Origin of the sequence: Amorphoplanes digitatis, from assembly GCF_014205335.1 — a bacterium.
Classification (GTDB): Bacteria; Actinomycetota; Actinomycetes; order Mycobacteriales; family Micromonosporaceae; genus Actinoplanes; species Actinoplanes digitatus.
Window position 1 is genome coordinate 1,414,658 of the sequence record NZ_JACHNH010000001.1, and the last position, 19,694, is coordinate 1,434,351.

The 19,694-nt window shown below is 72.0% G+C and carries 16 protein-coding genes; 4 read left to right on the forward strand and 12 right to left on the reverse strand.

The window, feature by feature from the left end; genetic code table 11:
- Window positions 1-15: 15 nt before the first annotated feature.
- From BJ971_RS06550 to BJ971_RS06565, 4 genes are all read right to left on the reverse strand, one after another.
- The gene (locus BJ971_RS06550) at window positions 16-672 is read right to left on the reverse strand and encodes a carbohydrate-binding protein (RefSeq protein WP_184990738.1); all 657 of its coding nucleotides are present in this window, start codon (window positions 670-672) and stop codon (window positions 16-18) included.
- 47 nt (window positions 673-719) lie between these two features.
- Entirely contained in the window at window positions 720-1,277 is a 558-nt protein-coding gene (locus BJ971_RS06555) for a DUF3558 family protein (RefSeq protein ID WP_184990741.1), read from the reverse strand.
- 107 nt (window positions 1,278-1,384) lie between these two features.
- The gene (locus BJ971_RS06560; protein ID WP_184990743.1) at window positions 1,385-2,290 is read right to left on the reverse strand and encodes a TIGR03619 family F420-dependent LLM class oxidoreductase; all 906 of its coding nucleotides are present in this window, start codon (window positions 2,288-2,290) and stop codon (window positions 1,385-1,387) included.
- A 78-nt stretch (window positions 2,291-2,368) separates the two neighbouring features.
- A complete protein-coding gene (locus BJ971_RS06565; RefSeq protein WP_184990745.1) occupies window positions 2,369-3,259 on the reverse strand; it encodes a hypothetical protein in 891 nt (296 codons plus the stop codon).
- 207 nt (window positions 3,260-3,466) lie between these two features.
- On the opposite strand from BJ971_RS06565, the gene BJ971_RS06570 reads away from it, so the two are divergent.
- Entirely contained in the window at window positions 3,467-4,393 is a 927-nt protein-coding gene (locus BJ971_RS06570; protein ID WP_184990747.1) for a GNAT family N-acetyltransferase, read from the forward strand.
- Window positions 4,394-4,402: 9 nt separating this feature from the next.
- Here the strand turns inward: BJ971_RS06570 and BJ971_RS06575 are convergent, their stop codons facing one another.
- The 6 genes from BJ971_RS06575 to BJ971_RS06600 all read right to left on the reverse strand — a co-directional run bounded on the left by BJ971_RS06575 (window position 4,403) and on the right by BJ971_RS06600 (window position 11,473).
- On the reverse strand, window positions 4,403-4,837 hold the full coding sequence (locus BJ971_RS06575; protein ID WP_184990749.1) for a TIGR03618 family F420-dependent PPOX class oxidoreductase: 435 nt from the start codon (window positions 4,835-4,837) through the stop codon (window positions 4,403-4,405).
- 33 nt (window positions 4,838-4,870) lie between these two features.
- Complete coding sequence (locus BJ971_RS06580; RefSeq protein WP_184990751.1) at window positions 4,871-5,623, reverse strand: hypothetical protein; 753 nt, start codon at window positions 5,621-5,623, stop codon at window positions 4,871-4,873.
- A gap of 100 nt (window positions 5,624-5,723) precedes the next feature.
- Entirely contained in the window at window positions 5,724-6,731 is a 1,008-nt protein-coding gene (locus BJ971_RS06585; protein WP_184990753.1) for a LacI family DNA-binding transcriptional regulator, read from the reverse strand.
- A 154-nt stretch (window positions 6,732-6,885) separates the two neighbouring features.
- Window positions 6,886-8,157: a DUF1996 domain-containing protein gene (locus tag BJ971_RS06590; protein WP_184990755.1), complete on the reverse strand. Its 1,272-nt coding sequence runs from the start codon at window positions 8,155-8,157 to the stop codon at window positions 6,886-6,888.
- A gap of 96 nt (window positions 8,158-8,253) precedes the next feature.
- Window positions 8,254-10,011: a discoidin domain-containing protein gene (locus tag BJ971_RS06595; protein WP_184990758.1), complete on the reverse strand. Its 1,758-nt coding sequence runs from the start codon at window positions 10,009-10,011 to the stop codon at window positions 8,254-8,256.
- A gap of 391 nt (window positions 10,012-10,402) precedes the next feature.
- Window positions 10,403-11,473 (reverse strand): DUF3616 domain-containing protein, encoded by a 1,071-nt coding sequence (locus tag BJ971_RS06600; RefSeq protein WP_184990760.1) that lies wholly within the window; start codon window positions 11,471-11,473, stop codon window positions 10,403-10,405.
- Window positions 11,474-11,577: 104 nt separating this feature from the next.
- On the opposite strand from BJ971_RS06600, the gene BJ971_RS06605 reads away from it, so the two are divergent.
- The gene (locus tag BJ971_RS06605; protein ID WP_498368183.1) at window positions 11,578-12,411 is read left to right on the forward strand and encodes a DUF72 domain-containing protein; all 834 of its coding nucleotides are present in this window, start codon (window positions 11,578-11,580) and stop codon (window positions 12,409-12,411) included.
- Window positions 12,412-12,430: 19 nt separating this feature from the next.
- On the opposite strand, the gene BJ971_RS06610 is transcribed toward BJ971_RS06605, so the two are convergent.
- Window positions 12,431-15,208: a putative bifunctional diguanylate cyclase/phosphodiesterase gene (locus BJ971_RS06610; RefSeq protein ID WP_184990762.1), complete on the reverse strand. Its 2,778-nt coding sequence runs from the start codon at window positions 15,206-15,208 to the stop codon at window positions 12,431-12,433.
- Window positions 15,209-15,400: 192 nt separating this feature from the next.
- Between BJ971_RS06610 and BJ971_RS06615 the strand changes: the two genes are divergently transcribed.
- Both BJ971_RS06615 and BJ971_RS06620 read left to right on the forward strand, forming a co-directional pair.
- Window positions 15,401-18,640 (forward strand): GH92 family glycosyl hydrolase, encoded by a 3,240-nt coding sequence (locus BJ971_RS06615; protein ID WP_184990764.1) that lies wholly within the window; start codon window positions 15,401-15,403, stop codon window positions 18,638-18,640.
- Window positions 18,641-18,660: 20 nt separating this feature from the next.
- Window positions 18,661-19,113, forward strand: a complete 453-nt coding sequence (locus tag BJ971_RS06620; RefSeq protein ID WP_184990766.1) for a hypothetical protein — start codon at window positions 18,661-18,663, stop codon at window positions 19,111-19,113.
- On the opposite strand, the gene BJ971_RS06625 is transcribed toward BJ971_RS06620, so the two are convergent.
- Window positions 19,106-19,528: a PPOX class F420-dependent oxidoreductase gene (locus BJ971_RS06625; protein WP_184990768.1), complete on the reverse strand. Its 423-nt coding sequence runs from the start codon at window positions 19,526-19,528 to the stop codon at window positions 19,106-19,108. The two genes, BJ971_RS06620 and BJ971_RS06625, sit on opposite strands and share 8 nt — an antisense overlap.
- Window positions 19,529-19,694: the final 166 nt, after the last annotated feature.

Consider the following 19,694-nt stretch of genomic DNA (forward strand, 5'->3'; position numbering starts at 1 on the left):
AACGCGGCGAAGGTGTCAGTGTCTGAACGCGAAGTAGTTGATGTTGAGGAACTCGTCGCCGTCGTCGGCGGCGAAGACGAGGAAGACCGTGTGCCGGCCGGTGGTCGGCTGGATCTCGGTGCTCCGGCTCGTCCAGTCCTGCCAGCCGTCCGTGTCGCCGGTGATCAGGGTGCCTGCCGGGGGGTTGGCCGGGCTGTCGATCCGGATCTCGATCCGGCCGCGGCTGTCGTCGTCGGCGTCGGAGGCGATCCGGGCGGCGAACCCGGTCGCCGGGGTGTCGCCGAAGTCGACGTCGTCGAAGCGCAGCCAGTCGCCGTTGCTGATCCAGCCGACGTTCTGGCCGCCGCCCTCGTCCTCGGTCTCCTCGACGTCGGTGCCCTGCTGCCCGGACGCCGCCTCGGCCTGGAACACGGCGTACGCGTCCCGGCCGGGCGTCGCCGGCTCGGGCGTAGCCGGCTCGGTCGAGGGTTCGGGCGCCGGCGTCGCCGAGGCCGGCGCGGAGGCCGGCGGCGGCGCGGCGACGGCGGGCTCGTCCGCGCCGCCCTGAAGGCGTCCGATCAGGTATCCGAGCAGCACGAGCGCCAGCCCGGCCGCGGCGAGTCCGGCCCGGTTGCGGGTGACCCGCGAACGCGACCGGTACATGCCGGGCGGCGGGAGAGAGGGCGTAGTCATCGGCTCAGCAGACTAGCCGAGCGCGGCCCGCGCGTTAACCCCGTCATTCAGATCTTCGTGATCAGGACCTCGGCGATCGTCGCGGCCTTGGCCAGGTTCTCCGCGTCGTCGTCGCCGCGGCTGTACACGTCGATCGACACCGTGCCGTAGAGCACGTAGAGGTGGCCGGCCAGCGCGAAGGCGTCCTCGCCGACGCCGTCCACCGGGGTCGCGTCCGCGATTTTGATCTTGAAGTCGTCCGCGGTCGTCCGGCCCAGGAAGACCGCAAGCTGGCCGCCGGGCTGCTGCCACTGGCAGTAGCGGTTCTCGTCGCCGTCCGGGAGCCCGTCCTCGTCGATCTGGCTGATGTCCCGGCCGGTCAGGCGGGTGACCTCGGTGCGGCTGAGCAGCGTGCACGGATCGGGGATGGCGCCGGAGTCCTTCACGGAGTCGCCGAGGCCGCTGTCGGAGCCGGGAGTCGCGGAGGCGGCCGGCGTTGCGGAGGCGGCCGGCGGCGCCGGGGCGCCGCCGGCGGCGGGGGTCGGCGACTCGCCGAGCATCCCGCATCCGGCCGGAGTGACCAGGGCGGCGGCGATGGCGAGGGCGGCGAGCGGGCGGCGGAACATGGCACTCCCTGAGTAGGCGCTGCGTGCGGCGTCTACCCAGGTTCCCGGTCGGCGAGGAGGCCCGGGAAGGCCCGGTACCCCTCGCTGACACGTATACGGGAGGAACTTCAGCCGTTAGGTGCAAGCGCGGTGAGGATCTCCTCGGCCCGCTCACCCGCGGCGCGCGGGTCACCGTCCGGCGCGCCGATGAACGGATCCCAGTTGAGGTCGTAGAAGAGCTCGGTGACGCCGGCCTCCGCGTACCGCTGCGCGCCGGCCCGGATCTGGTCCCAGGTGCCCGACAGCGGCACGTTCTCGTCGCGCAGCCCGGCCTTGACCACGCCGCGCACGACGATGCGTACGGAATCGGGGTCCCGGCCCGACTCCTCGGCCGCGCGCCGGACGATCTGGGCGCCGCGGGTGATGTCGTCGAGGCTGGCGCGGCTGCTGCTGACCCAGCCGTCGGCGAGCCGCCCGGCCCGGCGCAGCGCGACGTCCGCGCCGCCGCCCAGCAGGATCGGCGGGCCGCCCGCCTGCACCGGTTTGGGCGCCATCACGCTCGGCGGCACGGTGTAGAACTCGCCGTCGAACTGGGCCGGTTCGCCCCGGAACAGCGTGCGCAGGACTTCCAGGTACTCCGCGGTGCGGCGCCCGCGGGGGTTCGGGTCGGAGCCGGTCGCGGTGAACTCCACCTCGGACCAGCCGGTACCCAGGCCCAGGTCGAAGCGGCCGCCGCAGAGCACGTCGAGCGTGCTCGCCTGCTTGGCGAGGTAGGTCGGCGAGACGTACGGCAGGTTGATCACGGCGACGCCGAGCCGGATCTGGGTGGTCCGGGCGGCGGCATAGGTGAGCGCCAGCAGCGGGTCGAGGACGCTGCGGTAGACCGGCTCGAGGTCCTGGCCCGCGCCGATGAGCAGGCGCTGGAACGACCACAGGCCGTGGTAGCCGAGCTCCTCCGCGCGCATCGCGAAGCCGGTCACCGACAACGGGTCCGCCCACACCCCGGACACCGGGCACCCACAGCTGATCAACATGCGGTTCACGGTACTGCCGGGCTCCGGAGGCGGGCCACCGAAGCCCGGCATTTCGTCGAACGACCGGCCGGTGCGGGACTAGCCCGCCAGCAGCCGGCCGACCTCCGCCGCCCGGTCGCCGAGCGCCGCACGCAGCGCCGCCGCGGCCTCCTGGTTGGACAGGCCGTTGCCGATCGCGTCCAGCGCCGTCTGCGGGTTCACCTGCGCGCCGACCGGCGCGGCCGAATGGCTCTTGACCAGGGCGTCGACCGCCGCCTGCACGTTGTCCACCCGCTCGCGGATCTCGTAGCCCAGGGTCGCGGCGACCACCGCGCGGTGCAGCGCGTAGTTCGGCCCGAAGGTTGGGTTGTTCTTGAATCCGACCGGGTCCGGGTTCGGCACGCCGCCGGGACGGACGTGGCCGCTCGCGTCGACGCCCGGGTCCCAGGCCAGGACCGCAACGGCCAGGGCCTCGCGCCCCACCGGGCTGCGTGCCCACTCGGTCATCCAGGCGTTGAATTCGGTCTTCGTCACGTCTTCCTCCAGCAGTCCCCAGGGGCTCGTGTCGCTCTCCTGGGCAGTGGTGTACCGGGCCGAGAAATGCGCGTGTTCGGTGTGCGGGCTGGTACCGGTGTACGGCCGGGCCGTCCAGCCCCACGACCGCGACCAGATGCGACGGTTGTAGATGATGTTCTGGAGCCGGTCGTCGTTGCCCTCGCGGTGCCGGGCGACGATGATCTCCACACACCGCTCCATGTCCCAGCCGGCCTTGTGCAGGTGGTCGTCCACGTCGATGGCGTGGACCTCGTTCCTTCTGTCGCCGTCGTCCTGCGGCGTTCTGCCGGTCTCGTCGGGGTTGTGGTCCGAGGAGTTCGCGGCGTGTGAGGTGTCGCCGACCGATCCGTCGCTCGCCTTGTCGCGGTTCGGAGCCAGCCGGTTGAACTCATTGCGCAGAGTCACCAGGCACGGCACCAGGGTCCACTTCACCATCGGGCCCCACATCCTGCCTTTTCTCCTGTCCGGTCCCTATCGGACCGGTTGGTCAGATGATTGCCCGATTCCGGAGGGCGTGTGTATACCCCGACCGAGGGACGACCGCTCCGATTCAGCCCCTGGTCACCGTTTTCTCCGGACACGCCCGGTGACCGTGTCACTCCGTCGTGAAAGGGTCACCTCATGGCATTGACACTGCTGGAAATGGATGACCGGGACTTCGCGTCCCGGCGCGAGCCGATGGTCACCGGCTACGCGACGGCGATCGCCGTCGCCCGCAACCTCTCCCTGCCGGAGGCGGCGGCGGAGTCCGAGCGCGACATCGCCGAGCGGCTGCCGCGCGGCCCGGCGACGCGCGGCCAGCTGCTCCGCAAGGCCGTTGTGGACGGTGCCGAGGTCGGCTGGATCTGGGTGTCGCTGCCGGGCGCGACCGTGCCCGAGATGGCCTGGATCTGCGACGTCGAGGTCGACGCCGCCCACCGCGGCCGGGGCTACGGCGGCGCGATCATCGAGGCCGTCGAGGCCGAGCTGGCCGGGCTGGGCGTGGCGCGGCTCGGGCTGAACGTCTTCGGCGACAACGGCACGGCCCTGCGCCTGTACGACCGGCTCCGCTTCGAGGTGACCGCTCAGCAGTGGTCCCGTTCGATCGCCGACGCGCCGTCCGCGGCCGGCATCGAGCTCGTGCCGATGATCGACTATGCGGGCCGCATCGAGACCCACTTCGCCGAGTACGCCCAGCGCCTCGTGCGGGATCAGGGCGTCTGGCACGGCGAGGCCGAGGCCCGCGCGGCCCGGAGGCTGGCCGAGCTGCTACCGCACGGCGACCGGACCGAGGGGTCGATCCTGCGCACGGTGTGCGCGAAGGGCGAGCCGGTCGGCTGGGTCTGGGCCGCGATGCCGGCGCCGCCCCGGCCCGGCCTGGGCTGGCTGCACCACGTCGGAATCGACGAGGGGTTCCGCGGCCGGGGGCACGGCACGGCGGTGATCGCCGCGATCGAGGCCGAGCTGGTACGCCGCGGGGTGCACGCACTCGGCCTCAACGTGGACGGCGCCAACGACGGCGCCCGGCGCCTCGTCGAGCGGCTGGGCTACGGGCTGCTGGCCCAGCAGATGGTCAAGGAGCTGGGGTGATCCGGCCGGTCAGCTGCCGTAGACGCGGGACGGGGTGATCAGGACCGCGGTGCGGCCCTGCTCGGCCATCACCCGGTCGTACTCCGCCCAGTCGTCGTGGGTGCCGCCCGCCGCGGTGAAGACCTCGCGCAGCAGCAGCCGCAGGCGCTCCGCGTCCAGCCAGGGCCGCGGGTCGCCCGGGCCGGCCAGCTCCGCGCGGCCCTCGACGGCCGCCCATTGCCAGCCCTTGCGGAACGCCGTGGTCACCTGCGGGCGGGCCCGCAGGTTGGCCATCTTCACCCTCCCGTACGTGACGAAGCCCAGCACCGGCTCCCCGGTCGACGGGTGGGCCAGCACGCCCGTGTTGACGAGCGACGACTGGATCGTCCCGTCGGCGCGCAGGGTCGACACGATGGCCAGGCCGCTGTCGTCGCGGGCCAGGCCCCAGGCCTCGTCGAGCCTCACCGCTCCGCCTCAGTTGTCCGCATGCCTCGGAGGCTACTGCGCGGGCGGTGACGCCGTCGGCCCGATCGGGTCGGCGACCGGCGCCGCCTCGAACGCGACGTCCGACACGTCGGCCGCCACGTCGATGAAGTCGGTGCCGTACGCCGCCGGCTCGACGATCCGCAGCACCAGGCAGAACGGCCGGTCGGCGCCGTACTTTCGCTCGAGCTGGCGGTGCCGGCCGGCGAGGTAGCGGGCGGCCGCGAGGTTGGCGCCGGCGGTGAGGCCGGCCAGCAGGAAGACGGGGCAACCGCGGCCCGGTCCCCAGAACCGCGCCAGCACCACGTAGGTCGTGTCCGGAGTCCGGACGTACTCCTTGCCGCCGACGGTGAAGGCCAGCCGGGGCTCGCCGGGATCGACGACGTTCGCGAAGGTCACGCCGCGCAGGATCGTGCGCAGGTGCACCGCGCTGCGCGGGTTGGCGGTCAGCGGCCCGCCGACGCAGAACTCGGTCTGCCGGCCGATCTCCCCGGCCGGTTCGGCCTCGCCGACCCGGTCGGCCCGGGCGCCGCACTCGCGGGCGATCGTCGCGAGCTCGACGAGCGCCGCCACGTCGCGGCGATGGACGCTGTTCTCGCGCGGGGACGACGCGTGCCGGGAGACGACGAGCAGGCAGCTCGCGCCCTCGGTGAGGCCGAAGAACCCGCGTTCGCGGGCCAGCCGCCGGCGGCGCAGCAGAAATCCGGTGAGCCAGACGGCGGTGCCGGCGATGAGGCTGGCGAGAAGATTGATCAGGAGGTCGCCCACGCAGTCATGATGGCCGATCGGGTCGACCGGGTGCGGGGCGGCCAGGGGGTGTCTCGCGGATCATGACGGCCTGCGGCGGGCCATGATCCGCGAGACACCCCTAGGCGGATTCGCGGATCACCAGGGTGGGCTGGAACGTGACCGAGCGCGGCAACCGGTTCGGCGCGGCGATGCGGGCCATCAGCACCTCGGCCATCTCCGCGGCCATCTCCTCGACCGGCTGTCGGATCGTGGTCAGCAGGGGCCGGCAGTCGAGGGCGGCGCTGCTGTCGTCGAAGCCGACCACCGCGATGTCGTCGGGCACCCGGCGGCCGAGGTCCTGCACCGCCAGCAGGGCGCCCTCGGCCATGAGGTCGCTGGCGACGAAGAGGCCGTCGACGTCGGGGTGCTCGCCCAGCAGCCGCCGGGCGCTCGCCTCGCCGCCGTGCCGGGTGAAGTCGCCCTCGACGGCCGGCACGTCCGCGACGCCGCGATTCGCCAGGTACGACCGGAAGCCGTCGAGCCGGTCCTGGCTCGACGGCATGTCCAGCGGCCCGCTGATCGTGGCGAGCCGGCGGCAGCCGCGGGCGAGCAGGTGCTCGGCCGCGAGCCGGGCGCCGAGGCGCTGGTCGACGTCGACGAAGCTGACGGCCAGCGGCGAGGCCGGCCGGGCCGAGACGACCGCGGGGATGCCCAGCTCGTGCACCTGGCGGGGCAGCGGGTCCTGCTCGTGGCTGCTGATCAGCAGGACGCCGTCGACGTGTCCCTGGCGCAGGTAGCGCAGCACGTGGTGGTGGTCCGTCGAGTCGGTCGGGATGATCACCAGATGGATGTCGTGCGGGCGCAGCGCGCCGGTCGCGCCCGCGGTGATCCGGCCGAAGTACGGGTCCGTGAAGATCCGGTTCAGGAACGAGGAGTCGAACGGCCGATCGGGCTCGGAGATGACGAGCGCGACCGAATTCGACTTGCGGGTGACCAGCGAGCGGGCGGCGACGTTCGGCACGTAGCCGGTCTCGGCGATGGCCCGCTGGACGATCTCGCGGATCTTGGCGTCGACGCTGGGTGCGCCGTTGATCACCCGGGACACGGTCGCCCGCGAGACCCCGGCCGCCTCAGCGACCTGATCCATCGTCGGGTTCTGCCCTCCGCGGGCGGGCCGGGTTGTCATGGCGTCTGTTATAGCACCAGAATATTTCGGTCTGAGAGCGCTTTCTTGTACCGATTTAGCCCTCCTCCGCGGGCCGCCGGGGCCAGGTTGCGCCCCGGCGGCCGCGGCGGTCATCTCAGGGCCGCCCGTTGGTGCCGCACTTGACGATGATCCGGATGCAGTCGTTGACCCGACGGGCCATCTCGTCCTCCGGCCAGGCGTTGAAGAAGTCGCCGTGCATCGTATAGCCGGGCCCGGACGCCAGCCGGAAGCCGGCCGGGTTGCCGCTGACCGGGTACCGCATGACCTGGCGCAGCTTCGGCACGACCACCGGGTGGCTGGTCGGGCACGCGTTGTTGACCGGGTACGCCATGTGGCTCTTGTGATCGGCGGAGTCCAGGTGCACCCCGTCCCAGCAGTGCGGGAAGTCGAGGTACGACTCCAGCATCGTGCCGGCCGGGCAGGTCACGAAGTCGTGCGACGAGCCGACCTCACCGGCGTGCAGGCAGGACCAGCGCGAGATGGTGTTGTCGTTCGGCCCGGTCGCCTTGGCGTTGCCCGCCACGATCCGCAGGCCGAGCGGCAGCGGCTGGGTCTGCGCGATGAGCGCGTCGCTGACGCCCTCGCCCAGGTAGTAGAAGATGCCCGTGGTCGGCTCGACCGGGACGTTGTTGTTGTAGAAGGTCGGGATCCAGTACGAGGACTTGTCGATCGACGGGTTGCAGTTGCTGTTCGCGTTGAGCAGGTCGTTGACGGTCGAGTAGGCGTTTGTCACCGTGCTGCCGAAGAAGCTGTGCATGTGCGAGGCGCCCGGCATGCTCGGGAACACGATCGGGTCGTCCGGCAGCCGGTGGCTGTACGGGCAGTCGGCGAGGAACTCGGCCACCCGCACGGCGCCCGGCGGGATGGTCGGCGGTGCGGTCGGGCCGCCGCCGGTGCCGTACACCTCGAATTCGGTGAGCGAGACGCCCCACTGGGTGGCGCGGGCCGTCGAGAGCATGCGCACGTAGCGCCCGGAGCCGGCGACGGCGACGCTCTGCCGCCCGCCGGTGCCGGCGACGTTGGCCTTGATCGTGGTCCAGGTGCTGCCGTTGGGGGAGACCTGCACGCTGAACGTCCTCGAGTACGCGGTCTCCCAGGCCAGCACCACGGAGGAGACCGTCGCGGTGCCACCGAGGTCGACCTGCAGCCACTGCGGGTCGCTGAACGCGCTGGACCAGCGGGTGCCCGGGTTGCCGTCGACGGCGTTCGAGGCGGGGAAGGCGGCGGACTCGGTCGACGACGCGGTGGCCGGGCGGCCCTGTGAGAGCAGGGGGTCCGCGGCGCTGGCGCTGGACTGCGCGGCGACGACGTAGGTCGTCAGGACGGCCACGACCGCGGCCGCGATGGACAGGGATCTCTTCTTCATCGGGGATTCCTCCAAAAGTGGCGGTGGAACTTCTGGGAGGTGGTGCGCCGGGGCGGGGATGGGGGCCCCGCCCCGGCGCTGGATGCGGCCGTCAGGTCACTTGTAGACGCGGACGTAGTCGACGAGCATCCGGGAGGGGAACGGGGTGGAGGCGTCGATCGGGCCGGGGAAGTCTCCGCCGACCGCGAGGTTGAGGATGATGTAGAACGGGTGGTCGAAGATCCACGGTCCGCGGGTCGCCTCGACGGTCGCCTTGCTGGCGTAGAAGACCTGGGTTCCGTCGAGCAGGAACCGGATGCCCTTGCTGTCCCACTCGGCCGTCCAGACGTGGAACGCGGTGGAGAGGTCGGCCGCGCCGGGCGTGGTGTACTTCTGCCCGTAGCCCCCGCCGCCGTTGTACTGCGGCGCGTGCAGGGTCGAGTAGCCCTCGGTGGTGTTGCGGCCGAGGACCTCCATGATGTCGATCTCGCCGTTGTACGGCCACGGGCGGCCGGTGAGGAAATCGGCGCCCATCATCCAGAACGCGGGCCAGAGGCCGTTGCCCTTGGGCACCTTGATCCTGGCCTCGACCCGGCCGTACTGCGCGGTGAACTTGCCGCCGGTGTTCATCCGGGCGGAGGTGTACTCGCGGCCGTTCGAGGCCTCCTTACGCGCCTCGATGACGAGGTTGCCGCCGCCGTCCATCTGCGCGTTGTTGCTGTTCTCGGAGTAGTACTGGATCTCGCCGTTCTGCGGGAAGCCCGGGTCGTAGGTCCACTTCGCCGTGCTCGGCCTGGTGCCGGCCGGGTCGTTGAACTCGTCGCTCCAGACCAGGTTGGTCGCCGGGAACGTCGGGTCGGCGGGCCTGGCGGGCGGGGTGTTCGGCGCGCCGCCGGTGCCGTAGACGTTGAAGTCGTACAGCGAATAGCCGTACGGGCCGGAGCGGGCGGTGCCGTACATCCGCACGTAGCGGCCGCTGCCGGAGACGTTGAGGACCTCCTTGAAGCCCTTGCCGGTCGTCGTGGAGTAGATGTCGGTCCAGGTGGACGCGTTCGGCGAGACCTGGATCCGGTACGCGGTCGCGTACGCCGGGTCCCACTGCAACTCCACCCGGCTGATCTGTGCGGTGGCGCCGAGGTCGACGTAGATCCAGCCCGGGTCCACCCAGCCGGTGGTCGAGCTCGTCGCCCAGCGGGTGGCCGGGTCCAGGTCGAAGGCCTTGCCGACGGTGCACGGGTTGCAGTTGACGTCGTTCTGCTCGCTCGACGCCGCGCCCGGCTTGTTGTACGACAGCAGCGTGGCGGTGCCGGTCGGCGGTGTCGTGGGTGGTGTCGTCGGTGGCGTCGTCGGCGGGGTTCCGCCGGAGAAGACCTGGAACTCCCAGAGCGAGTAGCCGTAGATCGCCAACGCCCGCTCGGTGAGGTTGAGCCGCACGTACCGGGCGTTGCCCGCGACGGTGATCGCCTGGGCGCCGACGTTGCCGCGCAGCGTGCCGGTGGCGTTGGTGAAGGTCGTGCCGTTCGTGGAGAACTGCACCGTGAACGCCGTCGCGTATGCGGCCTCCCAGTTCAGATTCACGCTGCTCACGGCCGTCGTGGCGCCGAGGTCGACCTGTAGCCACTGGCTGGGCGCGAAGGCGCTGGACCAGCGGGTGCCGGTGTTGCCGTCCGTGGCGGCGGAGGCGGGGGTGCCCGCCCACTCCACGGAGGAGGCCGTGGTCGGCTTGCCCTGCGAGACGATCACCTCGGCCGCCTCGGCGTCCCGGACCGTGACGACCAGGAAGGCGGCGAGCAGACCGAGGAGCGCTGCGGTGAGGGCGACGGCCCTCGTGGGCGACGTGCTGCGCCCTCCGCCTCGGAACACGGCTGAACTCATGAACGGGTCCTCCTTGCGGGGAATCAAGAAGTGGGGGATGGGGATGTGAGGGGATGTGTCGATGTGATTACCGAGCCGCTACATGCGTGAGAAAGCGCTCTTTGATAGGTCACTTTGAACCCCGGGTTAACGGGTGTCAATGCCTGCTAGAGGCTCGGGAAGCGCTTCCTCGTACGCGCTCTCAGAAGGCGCGTGCGGATCCGCCGGGGATCGACGCTTGTCTCCGCAGGTAGGCGCGCTGACGGGCGGCGTGGCACCCGATCAGGGCGGCGCCGCAAACTCACGGTTCCGGAACTTCGGCATCCGGGCGCCACGATGCGCGGCCCGTCCACAATGGGGCTTATGGCCGCTGCGGGGGTGGCGCGCCGTGGCGCACCACCGGAGAACGCCGCTAAGGCAGTTGCACCACGTCGGCGACCACCGCGCCGTCGTCGGTCAGCCGGACCGCGGCCGGGCTGTCGTAGACCACGAGCGCGGTCCGGTTCTCCGGCGGGCCGATCAGTCCGAGCCCCTCGGCGTGGTCGTCGCCCTCGCCGTAGGTGAGCTCCAGCTCGCGGGAGAGCAGCTCGCCGCGCACGATCGCCGGCATGCCCACCTGGCAGGCGCCGTGCCAGCGGTAGATGCGTACCGGGCCGTCGAGGTCCATCGTCGGGCCGGCGAGGATCAGCAGGTCGTCACCGGCCGGGCACAGGTCGCGGACGCCCAGGCCGTCCAGGTCGAGGACGTGCTTGCGGTAGGGCCGGCCGTCCTCGAAGTCGCGCAGGCGCAGCCGGCCCGGGTCGGCGGGGTCCACGTACGGCCGCAGCTCGATGACGAACGCCCACCCGCGCAGCACCGGGCCGCGCAGGCCCAGATAGACCCGGTCGCCGGTGACCGCGATGCCCTCGACGTCCAGGCCGTTGTCCTTGCCGGGGATGGCCAGGAAGGGCGCCAGGTGGTCGTCGTGCCGCAGGAGCGCGCGCAGGCCGTCCCGGGGGTCGAGCTGCGCCACCCGGTGCCGCTCGCCGTCCACCTCGATCTCCGGAACCGGCGTCGGCAGGCCGTCCACGTCGGCGATCGGCAGCCGTACCAGGAGCTGGCGGTTGGCCTGGCCCTCCACCCGGGCGAGCCGGCGCAGCGCCTTGTCGCCGGCGTGCCTTTCCTTGATCTGTTTGCGCCGCAGGCTGTGCGAGCCGACCGCCCAGAGGAAGTGCCCGGTGCGGGCCAGCCCCTCGATGTCGGCCTCCTCGTCGGCGTCCTCGCCGGGCAGGTCGGCGAAGTCGGCCAGCCGGAACGTGCGCTCGTCGGAGTACTCCGTCGGCGCGTCCGGGTCGTCGGCCACCAGCCGTTCGAGCGTCGCGGTCTCGTCGCCGGCGATCCAGAGCACCCGGCCGTCGACGCGGACCGCGGACAGGTTGGTGTGCGTGGCCGCCGCCCGGGAGAGCTGTCCGAAGCGCAGCCGGACCGTGTGTACCAAGGTCATGGCGAACATCGTGGCACCCCGGCGCCGGCATCGGATACCGGCACCGGCGTTTCGCGCGCTCGCGCGTTACCCTCGCGGTGTTTACGCGGGGTAAAGGGGGATTCGTGGAGCGGCTGCACGTGGGGTGCGCCATGTGGACCCACAAGTCCTGGCCGCAGGCGCCGCAGGAGCGCCTGCGGGCCTACGCCGGCTGGTGCGACGCGGTCGAGGGGAACACCACCTTCTACGCGACGCCGGCCCGGGACACGGTGGCGACGTGGGCGGCGCAGACCGGCCCGGAATTCCGGTTCGTGATGAAACTGCCCCGGTTGATCACGCACGAGCGCCGGCTCGCCGACGTCGACGAGGCGCTCCGGGCCTTCCTGTACGCGATGGAGCCGCTCGGCCCGCGGCTGCACGCCCTCTGGATCCAGCTACCGGGGTCGTTCGGCCCCGCCGACGTACCCGTGCTGGACCGCTTCCTGAGCCGGCTGCCGGCCGCGTACCCGTATGCCGTCGAGGTCCGTCATCCCGCGTTCTTCGCCGATTCCCGCGCGACGGAGCGGCTGGAGGGCGTGCTCGCCGCCGCGGACGCCGAGTGGATACCGTTCGACACCACCGCGTTCTTCGCGAGCCCGCCGACAAGCGACGCGGAGCGGGACGCCTGGACCAAGAAGCCGCGCCTGCCGCTGCGCACCCGCGCGCTGACCGACCGGCCGATCGTGCGGTACCTCGGCCGCGACGACGGCGCGCGTACGGTCGAGGGCTGGCGGCGCTGGGTCGACGTGGTCGCCGGCTGGCTCGGCGAGGGCCGCTCGCCGACCGTGTTCATTCACACCCCGGACAACGCCGACGCGCCCGCGCTCGCCCGCCGCTTCCACGCGGAGGTCCGTGCGCGCGTGCCCGGCCTCGGGCCGCTGCCCGAGCCGGAGCCGGTCGGGCCCGCGACCCTGTTCTGACCGCGGCGCGGGCAGTCGCTCAGGCGACCGGTGCGTCGGCGGCCAGCGGCAGCGGGAGCAGGCGGCCGGCCTCGCCCGCCGCGACCGGGCGGGAGAAGTAGAAGCCCTGCGCGAACGTGCAGCCCATCTCGCGCAGCGCGGCGAGCTGGCCGTACTCCTCGATGCCCTCGGCGACGGTGGTCATGCCGAGGCTCTGCCCGAGCTGGACGATGGTGCTGGCCAGCGCGGTGTCGTCGGTCTGCTCGCCGAGCCGCTCGATGAACGAGCGGTCGATCTTGAGCATGTCGACCGGGAACCGGCGCAGGTAGGCAAGCGAGGAGTAGCCGGTGCCGAAGTCGTCGATCGCCAGGGTCACGCCGAGCGCCTTGAGCCGGACCAGCTGGGCCAGGTTCTCCTCGGTGTCGGTCATCAGCACGCTCTCGGTCATCTCGAGGCAGAGCCGGTCGGCCGGCATGCCGGTCTCGGTCAGCACCTCGCGGACGACGGTCGCCAGGTCGCTGCGGTCGAACTGGCGCACCGAGACGTTCACGGCCATCTTGATCGGCCGCCGGTTGTCGCGCTCGGCCCACTCGACGGCCTGCCGGCACGCCTCGGTGAGCACCCAGCGGCCCAGCGGGACGATGAGGCCGGTCGCCTCGGCGATCGGGATGAAGTCGAGCGGGCTGATCATGCCGCGGGTCGGGTGCTGCCAGCGCACCAGCGCCTCGAAGCCGACGATGCTGCTGTCGGTCATGTCGATGGTCGGCTGGTAGTGCACCCGCAGCTCGTCGCGCTCCAGGGCCAGGCGCAGGTCGGCCTCGAGCTCGAGGCGCTCGACCAGGCCGGCCAGCATCCGCGGGTCGTAGCTGGCGAAGCTGCTGCCCCCGGTCGCCTTGGCCTTGTACATGGCGAGGTCGGCGTTGCGCATGAGCTGCTCGGCGTTGCCGGCGTCCTCGCCGTCGGCGAGCGTCGTGTACGACGCGAGCCCGATGCTGCCCCGCACGTGCAGGGTGCGCTCGTCGACGAGGAAGGGCTCGTGCAGCCCGTCGACGATGCGCTGCGCGACGACCTCGGCCTCGCCCGCGCCGAGCGGCGAGGAGATCAGCACGGCGAACTCGTCGCCGCCGAAGCGTGCCACCACGTCGCCCTGGCGGACGGAGGTGGTCAGCCGCTCGGCGACCTGCACCAGGAGGCGGTCGCCGGCCAGGTGCCCGAGGCTGTCGTTGACCTCCTTGAAGCCGTCCAGGTCGAGGAAGAGCACCGTCACATCGTCGTCCGCGCCGCGGTGTTCCAGGGCCGCGGCGACCCGCTCGCGGAACAGGGCGCGGTTGGCGAGCTGGGTGAGCGCGTCGTGGTACGCCTCGTGCACGAGCTGCTCCTGCAGCTCCTTGCGCTCGCTGATGTCGCGGGTGTTCAGGACCAGGCCGCCGACGTTCGGGTCGTCGAGCAGGTTGGTGACGGTGATCTCGGCCTCCCGCATCCGGCGGTCGTGGTGCGGCAGGGTCACCTCGATCACCGTTGTCGCGTGCGGTTGATCGCTGACCGAGCGCAGGGCCTCGGAGAGCCGGCTGGCCGCTGCGGGGTCGAGCAGGCTGATGAGCCGGCGGCCGGTGAGCACGTCCGGCGAGTAGCCGAAGACCCGCTGCACGGACTCGCTCTGGTAGAGCACCTCGGCGTCGGTGCCGACCACGGTCACCACGTCCGAGCTGTGCTGCACCAGCGAGTGGAAGCGCTGCTCGCTGGCGGACAGCTCGGCGGTGCGGTCGGCGACCCGGGCCTCGAGGTTGCCGGTGAGGTTGCGGTTCTCCAGCAGGGTGAGCATCTGGCGGCCCACGATCAGCAGGATCAGGGCCGACCGGGAGTACGCGGTGAACGGCGTGGCCTGCCCGGTGCGCAGGAACCAGACGACGCTGGTCAGCAGCGCGGCGAGCACGGCGATGTACGGCAGCAGCACGCCGAACGGCTGGGCGCCCTCGTTGCTGGCGGGCTCGACGACCGGGCCGGCGCCGACCGGCCTGGCGGCGGCGAGCAGGATCAGCATGAGGCCGGCGAACCAGCCGACGTCGATGACCCCGCCGGAGTAGTACACGTCGGTGAGGTTCAGGTACGCGTACCCGATGTCGGACACGGCGAAGGCGCTGACGCCGGCGATGATCAGCGCGAGCCGGGCGAAGGTGTTCCCGTGCCGGCGCTGGAGGGCCAGCATGTAGACGACGATGGTGACGATGACGATGTCGGCGACCGGGTACCCGACGTTGACGAGCAGGCCGCGCCCGTCGGCCACGCCGAGCTTGTGCAGCGGCTCGTAGATGACGTGCGCGGTGATCAGCAGCAGCGACGCCGCGACCATCAGGCCGTCCAGGACGCTGCGGGCCCGGTTGGCCATTGTCTGCGCGGCGACGGGCAGCACCAGCAGGCCGGCCGCGGTCAGCACGATCATGCCCTGGTAGCCGAGATCGGCCGAGGACGGCAGCGGGACGGAGCCTGTGACGATCTCCAGCCGGAAGGCGGACACCCGGCCGGCTCCCCAGGACAGGACGCCGAGCGCGATGAGGGCCCAGCCGGCGCGCATCCGGCCGTGGAACTTCGCGGCGCGGTACACGCAGGCGATGGCCGCGGCGAGCGCGGCGAGGCAGAGCCCGACGTAGGCGATGATCGCCGAGGGTCCCGGCCCGAACACACCCGTGCTCAGCACGGCGCCGAAGGCAGCGGCGGCGACGGCGACGGCGATGCAGGCCCACGCCCAGCCGCGCACGGCGCGGCGCGGGCTCCGCTCGGTAGCTCCCGGCGGGGCCTGCGATCGGGTGGTCGCTGCCATCAGCTCATCTCCGGTACCTGGAACCACCCGCTGCTGGACGGTCGTACCAGGTGAGATCGGGCACGGACGGCCCGACCTAAGTTGCACCCGGGTGCAATCCGGGTGTCCGGCCCGACGGATTCATTGACAGGCGTCGCTGGATCGTGACAACGTTGTCAACGGACGATGACGTCGTTGACCGGAGGTTTCCCGATGACCCGTCGGTTCCTGGTGGCCGTGCTGCTGGCCGCCTCCGCGTGCTACGCGAGCCCCGCCCGGGCCGGCGCCGTGGCGGACGAACCCATCGACCTCGTGCACCCCTTCGTCGGCACCCAGAACTTCGGCAACACCTTCCCGGGCGCGAGCGCGCCGTTCGGCATGGTCCAGGTCAGCCCGGACACCGGCGGCCAGGGCGGATACGACTACCAGCAGGGCAGCATCCACGGATTCAGCCAGACGCACCTCTCCGGCGTCGGCTGCGGTGTCGCCGGCGAGCTGCCGATGCTGCCGACCACGGGCGCGGTCGGCACGTCCGACCCGAACTCGTACCGGTCGCCGTACTCCCACGACGACGAGGAGGCCTCGCCCGGCTACTACCGGGTCGGCCTGTCGAGGTACCAGACCCGGGCCGAGCTGACGGCGACGCCGCGCACCGGCTGGCAGCGCTACACGTTCCCGGCGACCGCCGCCGCGAACGTGTTGTTCAACACCGGCCGGGCCAACCAGTCCGTCTTCGACTCCGAGATCCACGTCGTCGGCGACCGGACCGTCGAGGGCCGGGTGCACGCCGGCGGCTTCTGCGCCGGCAAGGACGACCACACCGTCTACTTCACCGCGAGCTTCGACCGCCCGTTCGCCGACACCGGCACGTGGCGCGGCCCGGCGCTGACACCCGGCGGCCGGGACGCGTCCGGCACCGGGAACAACGGCGCGTGGGTCACCTTCGACGCGACGCAGGACCGCGACGTCGTCGTCAAGGTCGCGCTCTCCTACACCGGGCCGGACGGCGCGCGGCGCAACCTCGCCGCCGAGACCGCCGACTCGTACGACTTCGACGCCACCCGGGCGAGGCTGCGCGAGACCTGGGCCCGCGAGCTCGGCCGGATCGAGATCGGCGGCGGGACAGCGGAGCGGCGCGGCGCGTTCTACACCGCGCTCTACCACTCGCTGCTGCACCCCAACCTGGCCGGCGACGTCGACGGCGGCTACGTCGGCTTCGACCGGAAGGTGCACACCGCGGACGGGTACACGCCTTACCAGAACCTCTCGCTCTGGGACACCTACCGGCCGCAGAACCAGCTGCTCGAGCTGCTGGTGCCGGACGTGGCCCGCGACGTCGCGCTGTCGGTGGTCGCGATCGGGCGCGACGGCGGCTGGCTGCCGCGCTGGGCGCTGGCCAACAGCGAGACCAACATCATGACCGGTGACCCGGTCACCCCGTTTCTGGTCGAGGCCTGGTCGAAGGGCCTGCTCGCCGGGCACGAGGATGAGGCGTACGCGCTGCTGCGCGCCAACGCGACCGCACAGCCACCGGCGGACTCGCCCTACAACGGGCGCACGGGTCAGGACTACTACGCCGACCGCGGCTACATCCCGTCCGGGCTCGACGACGGCGTGGACTGCGCCGACAAGGGCGGCGACAACGACTGCGACCACCCGGCCTCCGCGACGCTGGAGTACGCGGCCGCCGACGCGGCGCTGGCGCTGATGGCCGCGGGCCTGGGCCGGACCGCCGACGCCGAGCTGTTCGCCGGGCGCGGTCAGTGGTACCGCAACCTGTGGGACTCCTCGATCGGGCAGTTCCGCCCCCGCACGGTCGACGGGACCTGGTTGACGCCGTACGACCCGGTCGCGGCGGGCGAGCAGTTCCACGAGGGCGGGGCGTACCAGTACCAGTGGCTGGTGCCGCAGGACCCGGCCGGGCTGGTCTCGCTGATGGGCGGGCGCCGGGCGACGGAGCGGCGGCTGGACGACTTCTTCGCCTACGACCGGCTGCTCACCGACCCCGCCGGCACCGCGCGCACCGACTGGATCGCCAGCCCCTACGACTACTACGCCAAGGCCACGTACAACCCGAACAACGAGCCGGATCTGCTCGCGCCGTACCTGTATCTGTGGGCCGGCGCGCCGGCGAAGACCGCGACCGTGGTCCGGGCCGCGATGACGCTGTTCACCACCGGGCCCGACGGCATGACCGGCAACGACGACCTCGGCACCATGAGCGCCTGGTACGTCTTCTCCTCGCTCGGCCTCTACCCGACGATGAGCGGCGCGAACTTCCTGGCGCTGTCCAGCCCGCAGTTCCCCCAGGCGACGGTCACCATCGGCGACCGCCGGCTGGTGATCACCGCGCCGGGCGCCTCCGACGCCGACCGCTACATCCAGCGGGTCCGCCTCAACGGCGCGTCCGTCGCCAAGACCTGGCTCGACTGGTCGGACGTCACCGCCGGCGGCACGCTCAGCCACACCCTCGGCGCCACCCCGTCGAACTGGGGCACCTCGGCCGCGGCCCAGCCGCCGTCGGTCAACCGGGCGCCGGCGGACGGCCGTACCCATGTCGACGCCGCCGTCCGACCGTCCGCCGCGGCCCTGCCCGCCGGCTCGCCCACCGCGCAGCAGGCCGCCTTCGAGGTGGACGTTGTCGCGCAGGCGCCGCTGACCATCGCGCCCCGGGTCACCGCCGCCGTCCCGGCCGGCTGGCAGGCGACGGTCAGCCCCCGCCAGCCCAGGACCCTGGTCAGCCGGCACCTGCCGGTCGGCACCACCGCGACCCTCACCGTGCGGGCACCGGCCGGAACGGCCGCCGGGGAGTACCCGGTGGAGGTCTCGGTCTCCGCGCCCGGCGCACCGACCGTGCGGCGCTCGGCCACGATCACCGTCCGCGAACCGGTCACCTGCGCCTCGACCCAGTCCGGCGCCTGCCTGGTCGACCTCGGCGCCGAACGCAACGCCGACGGCACGGCGACCGTCGCCGCGCCCGCCGAGGGCGACTTCGACGGCGGCGGCTGGAGCTACGACGCCGACCTGCTGCCCGCCGCCGGCCCGGTCACCTGGGACGGCGTCACCTACCAGGCGCCGGACCCGTCCGGCACGGCGAAGAACCTCGTCCGGGCCCGCGGCCAGTCGCTCCTGCTGCCGACCGGCGACCACACGGCGGTCAAGCTGGTCGCGACGACACACAACGGCCCGGTCACGGCCGCCCTGACCATCGGGTACGCGGACGGCACGAGCTCGGCGGTCCCGGTGACCGTCGCCGACTGGTGCGGCACGGCGTCGACGGGCAGCACCACGGTGCTCGCGATGCCCCACCGCATCAAGTCCGGCAAGGGCGTCGACGGCCCGCCGGTGAACCTGTTCGGCCTGAGCCTGCCGGTGGCGCCGGCACGCCAGATCCGCTCGATCACCCTGCCGAACGACCCCCGCCTCCACCTGTACGCGATAACGCTGTCCTGACGGCTCGGTAGCCTGCCCCGGTGGCTGAGAGCTGGGATGAAGAGCAGCTGATCGCGGAAGGCTTCGAGCGCGCGTACGTCGAGCTCGAGTGGTACGACGGACCCCGCGCGGGCCTGGCTGACGTCGGCGGCGTGCCCCACTACATCCGGAGCTACGACTTCGACCACGCGGATGAAGCCGACGAGTACCAGGTCTGGCCCGCGAGCGGGGACGCGGTGGAGATGGAGCGCGAGCAATGGGAGATCTTCGTCAGATGGAATCAGCGCCGTGACGCCGGAGCGGCCGGACCGGACGGCCATCCCGCGACAGGCGGGGTCGACGCTCGCTACGACGAGCTGAACCGGCTGCTGACGGCGCATCGTGAGATGCCGGCCGACGCTCGTCGTCTCGTAGGTGAGCTGAGGTTCGACCACGGCGACCGCTACCGGCTCGACGGCCTCGACTACTGGTTCCGGTGGCGCCCGGTCACATGACCCAGCCGTACAGGCGCTCGACGTGCAGGCTCAGTACGAGCCGGCCGTCGGCGACCATCGCGCGGCGGTAGTCGTCCCAGTCCGGATGCTCCTTGCCACTGATCAGGCGGTAGACCTCGATCAGTTCCTCGACCGTCGCGTCGTGTTCGTCGGCCGAGGGCGGCGAGAACGTGGCGTGCACCTCGGCGACGACGTAGCCGGCGCCGCCCGGACCCGCGACCCGCAGGCTGGCGCGCGGGTCGCGCCGCAGGTTGTGCACCTTGGCAAGTGAGGACCGGGTGGACGCGCGCAGCACCCGGGTCTTGTCGTCTGCCGTGTAGTTCACGTCGGACAGTTGCGGCCTGCCGTCGCGCTTGACGGTCGCGAGCGTGCACAGGTTGGCCGCGGCGACCACGGCCCAGAGGTTGTCGGACATGCCGCAACGTTAGCGGCGGCTCGCAGTTGACGCTCTCGTTGCACCGCGGCCGCGGCGGGGAGGTGGACGCGGTGGAGATCTACCGCCCTGAGCAAGATGTCACCGTGCTCTTCCGCGACATTCCTCTATTCGATCTCCCGGAGGGACGGCCGGCGACCGGGTTCAG

Coding starts and splice junctions, on each gene's coding strand:
- BJ971_RS06550 (WP_184990738.1), bottom strand. CDS start 672: ATGACTACGCCCTCTCTCCCGCCGCCCGGCATGTACCGGTCGCGTTCG.
- BJ971_RS06555 (WP_184990741.1), bottom strand. CDS start 1,277: ATGTTCCGCCGCCCGCTCGCCGCCCTCGCCATCGCCGCCGCCCTGGTC.
- BJ971_RS06560 (WP_184990743.1), bottom strand. CDS start 2,290: ATGTTGATCAGCTGTGGGTGCCCGGTGTCCGGGGTGTGGGCGGACCCG.
- BJ971_RS06565 (WP_184990745.1), bottom strand. CDS start 3,259: ATGGTGAAGTGGACCCTGGTGCCGTGCCTGGTGACTCTGCGCAATGAG.
- BJ971_RS06570 (WP_184990747.1), top strand. CDS start 3,467: ATGGATGACCGGGACTTCGCGTCCCGGCGCGAGCCGATGGTCACCGGC.
- BJ971_RS06585 (WP_184990753.1), bottom strand. CDS start 6,731: ATGGATCAGGTCGCTGAGGCGGCCGGGGTCTCGCGGGCGACCGTGTCC.
- BJ971_RS06590 (WP_184990755.1), bottom strand. CDS start 8,157: ATGAAGAAGAGATCCCTGTCCATCGCGGCCGCGGTCGTGGCCGTCCTG.
- BJ971_RS06595 (WP_184990758.1), bottom strand. CDS start 10,011: ATGAGTTCAGCCGTGTTCCGAGGCGGAGGGCGCAGCACGTCGCCCACG.
- BJ971_RS06600 (WP_184990760.1), bottom strand. CDS start 11,473: ATGACCTTGGTACACACGGTCCGGCTGCGCTTCGGACAGCTCTCCCGG.
- BJ971_RS06610 (WP_184990762.1), bottom strand. CDS start 15,208: ATGGCAGCGACCACCCGATCGCAGGCCCCGCCGGGAGCTACCGAGCGG.
- BJ971_RS06615 (WP_184990764.1), top strand. CDS start 15,401: ATGACCCGTCGGTTCCTGGTGGCCGTGCTGCTGGCCGCCTCCGCGTGC.
- BJ971_RS06625 (WP_184990768.1), bottom strand. CDS start 19,528: ATGTCCGACAACCTCTGGGCCGTGGTCGCCGCGGCCAACCTGTGCACG.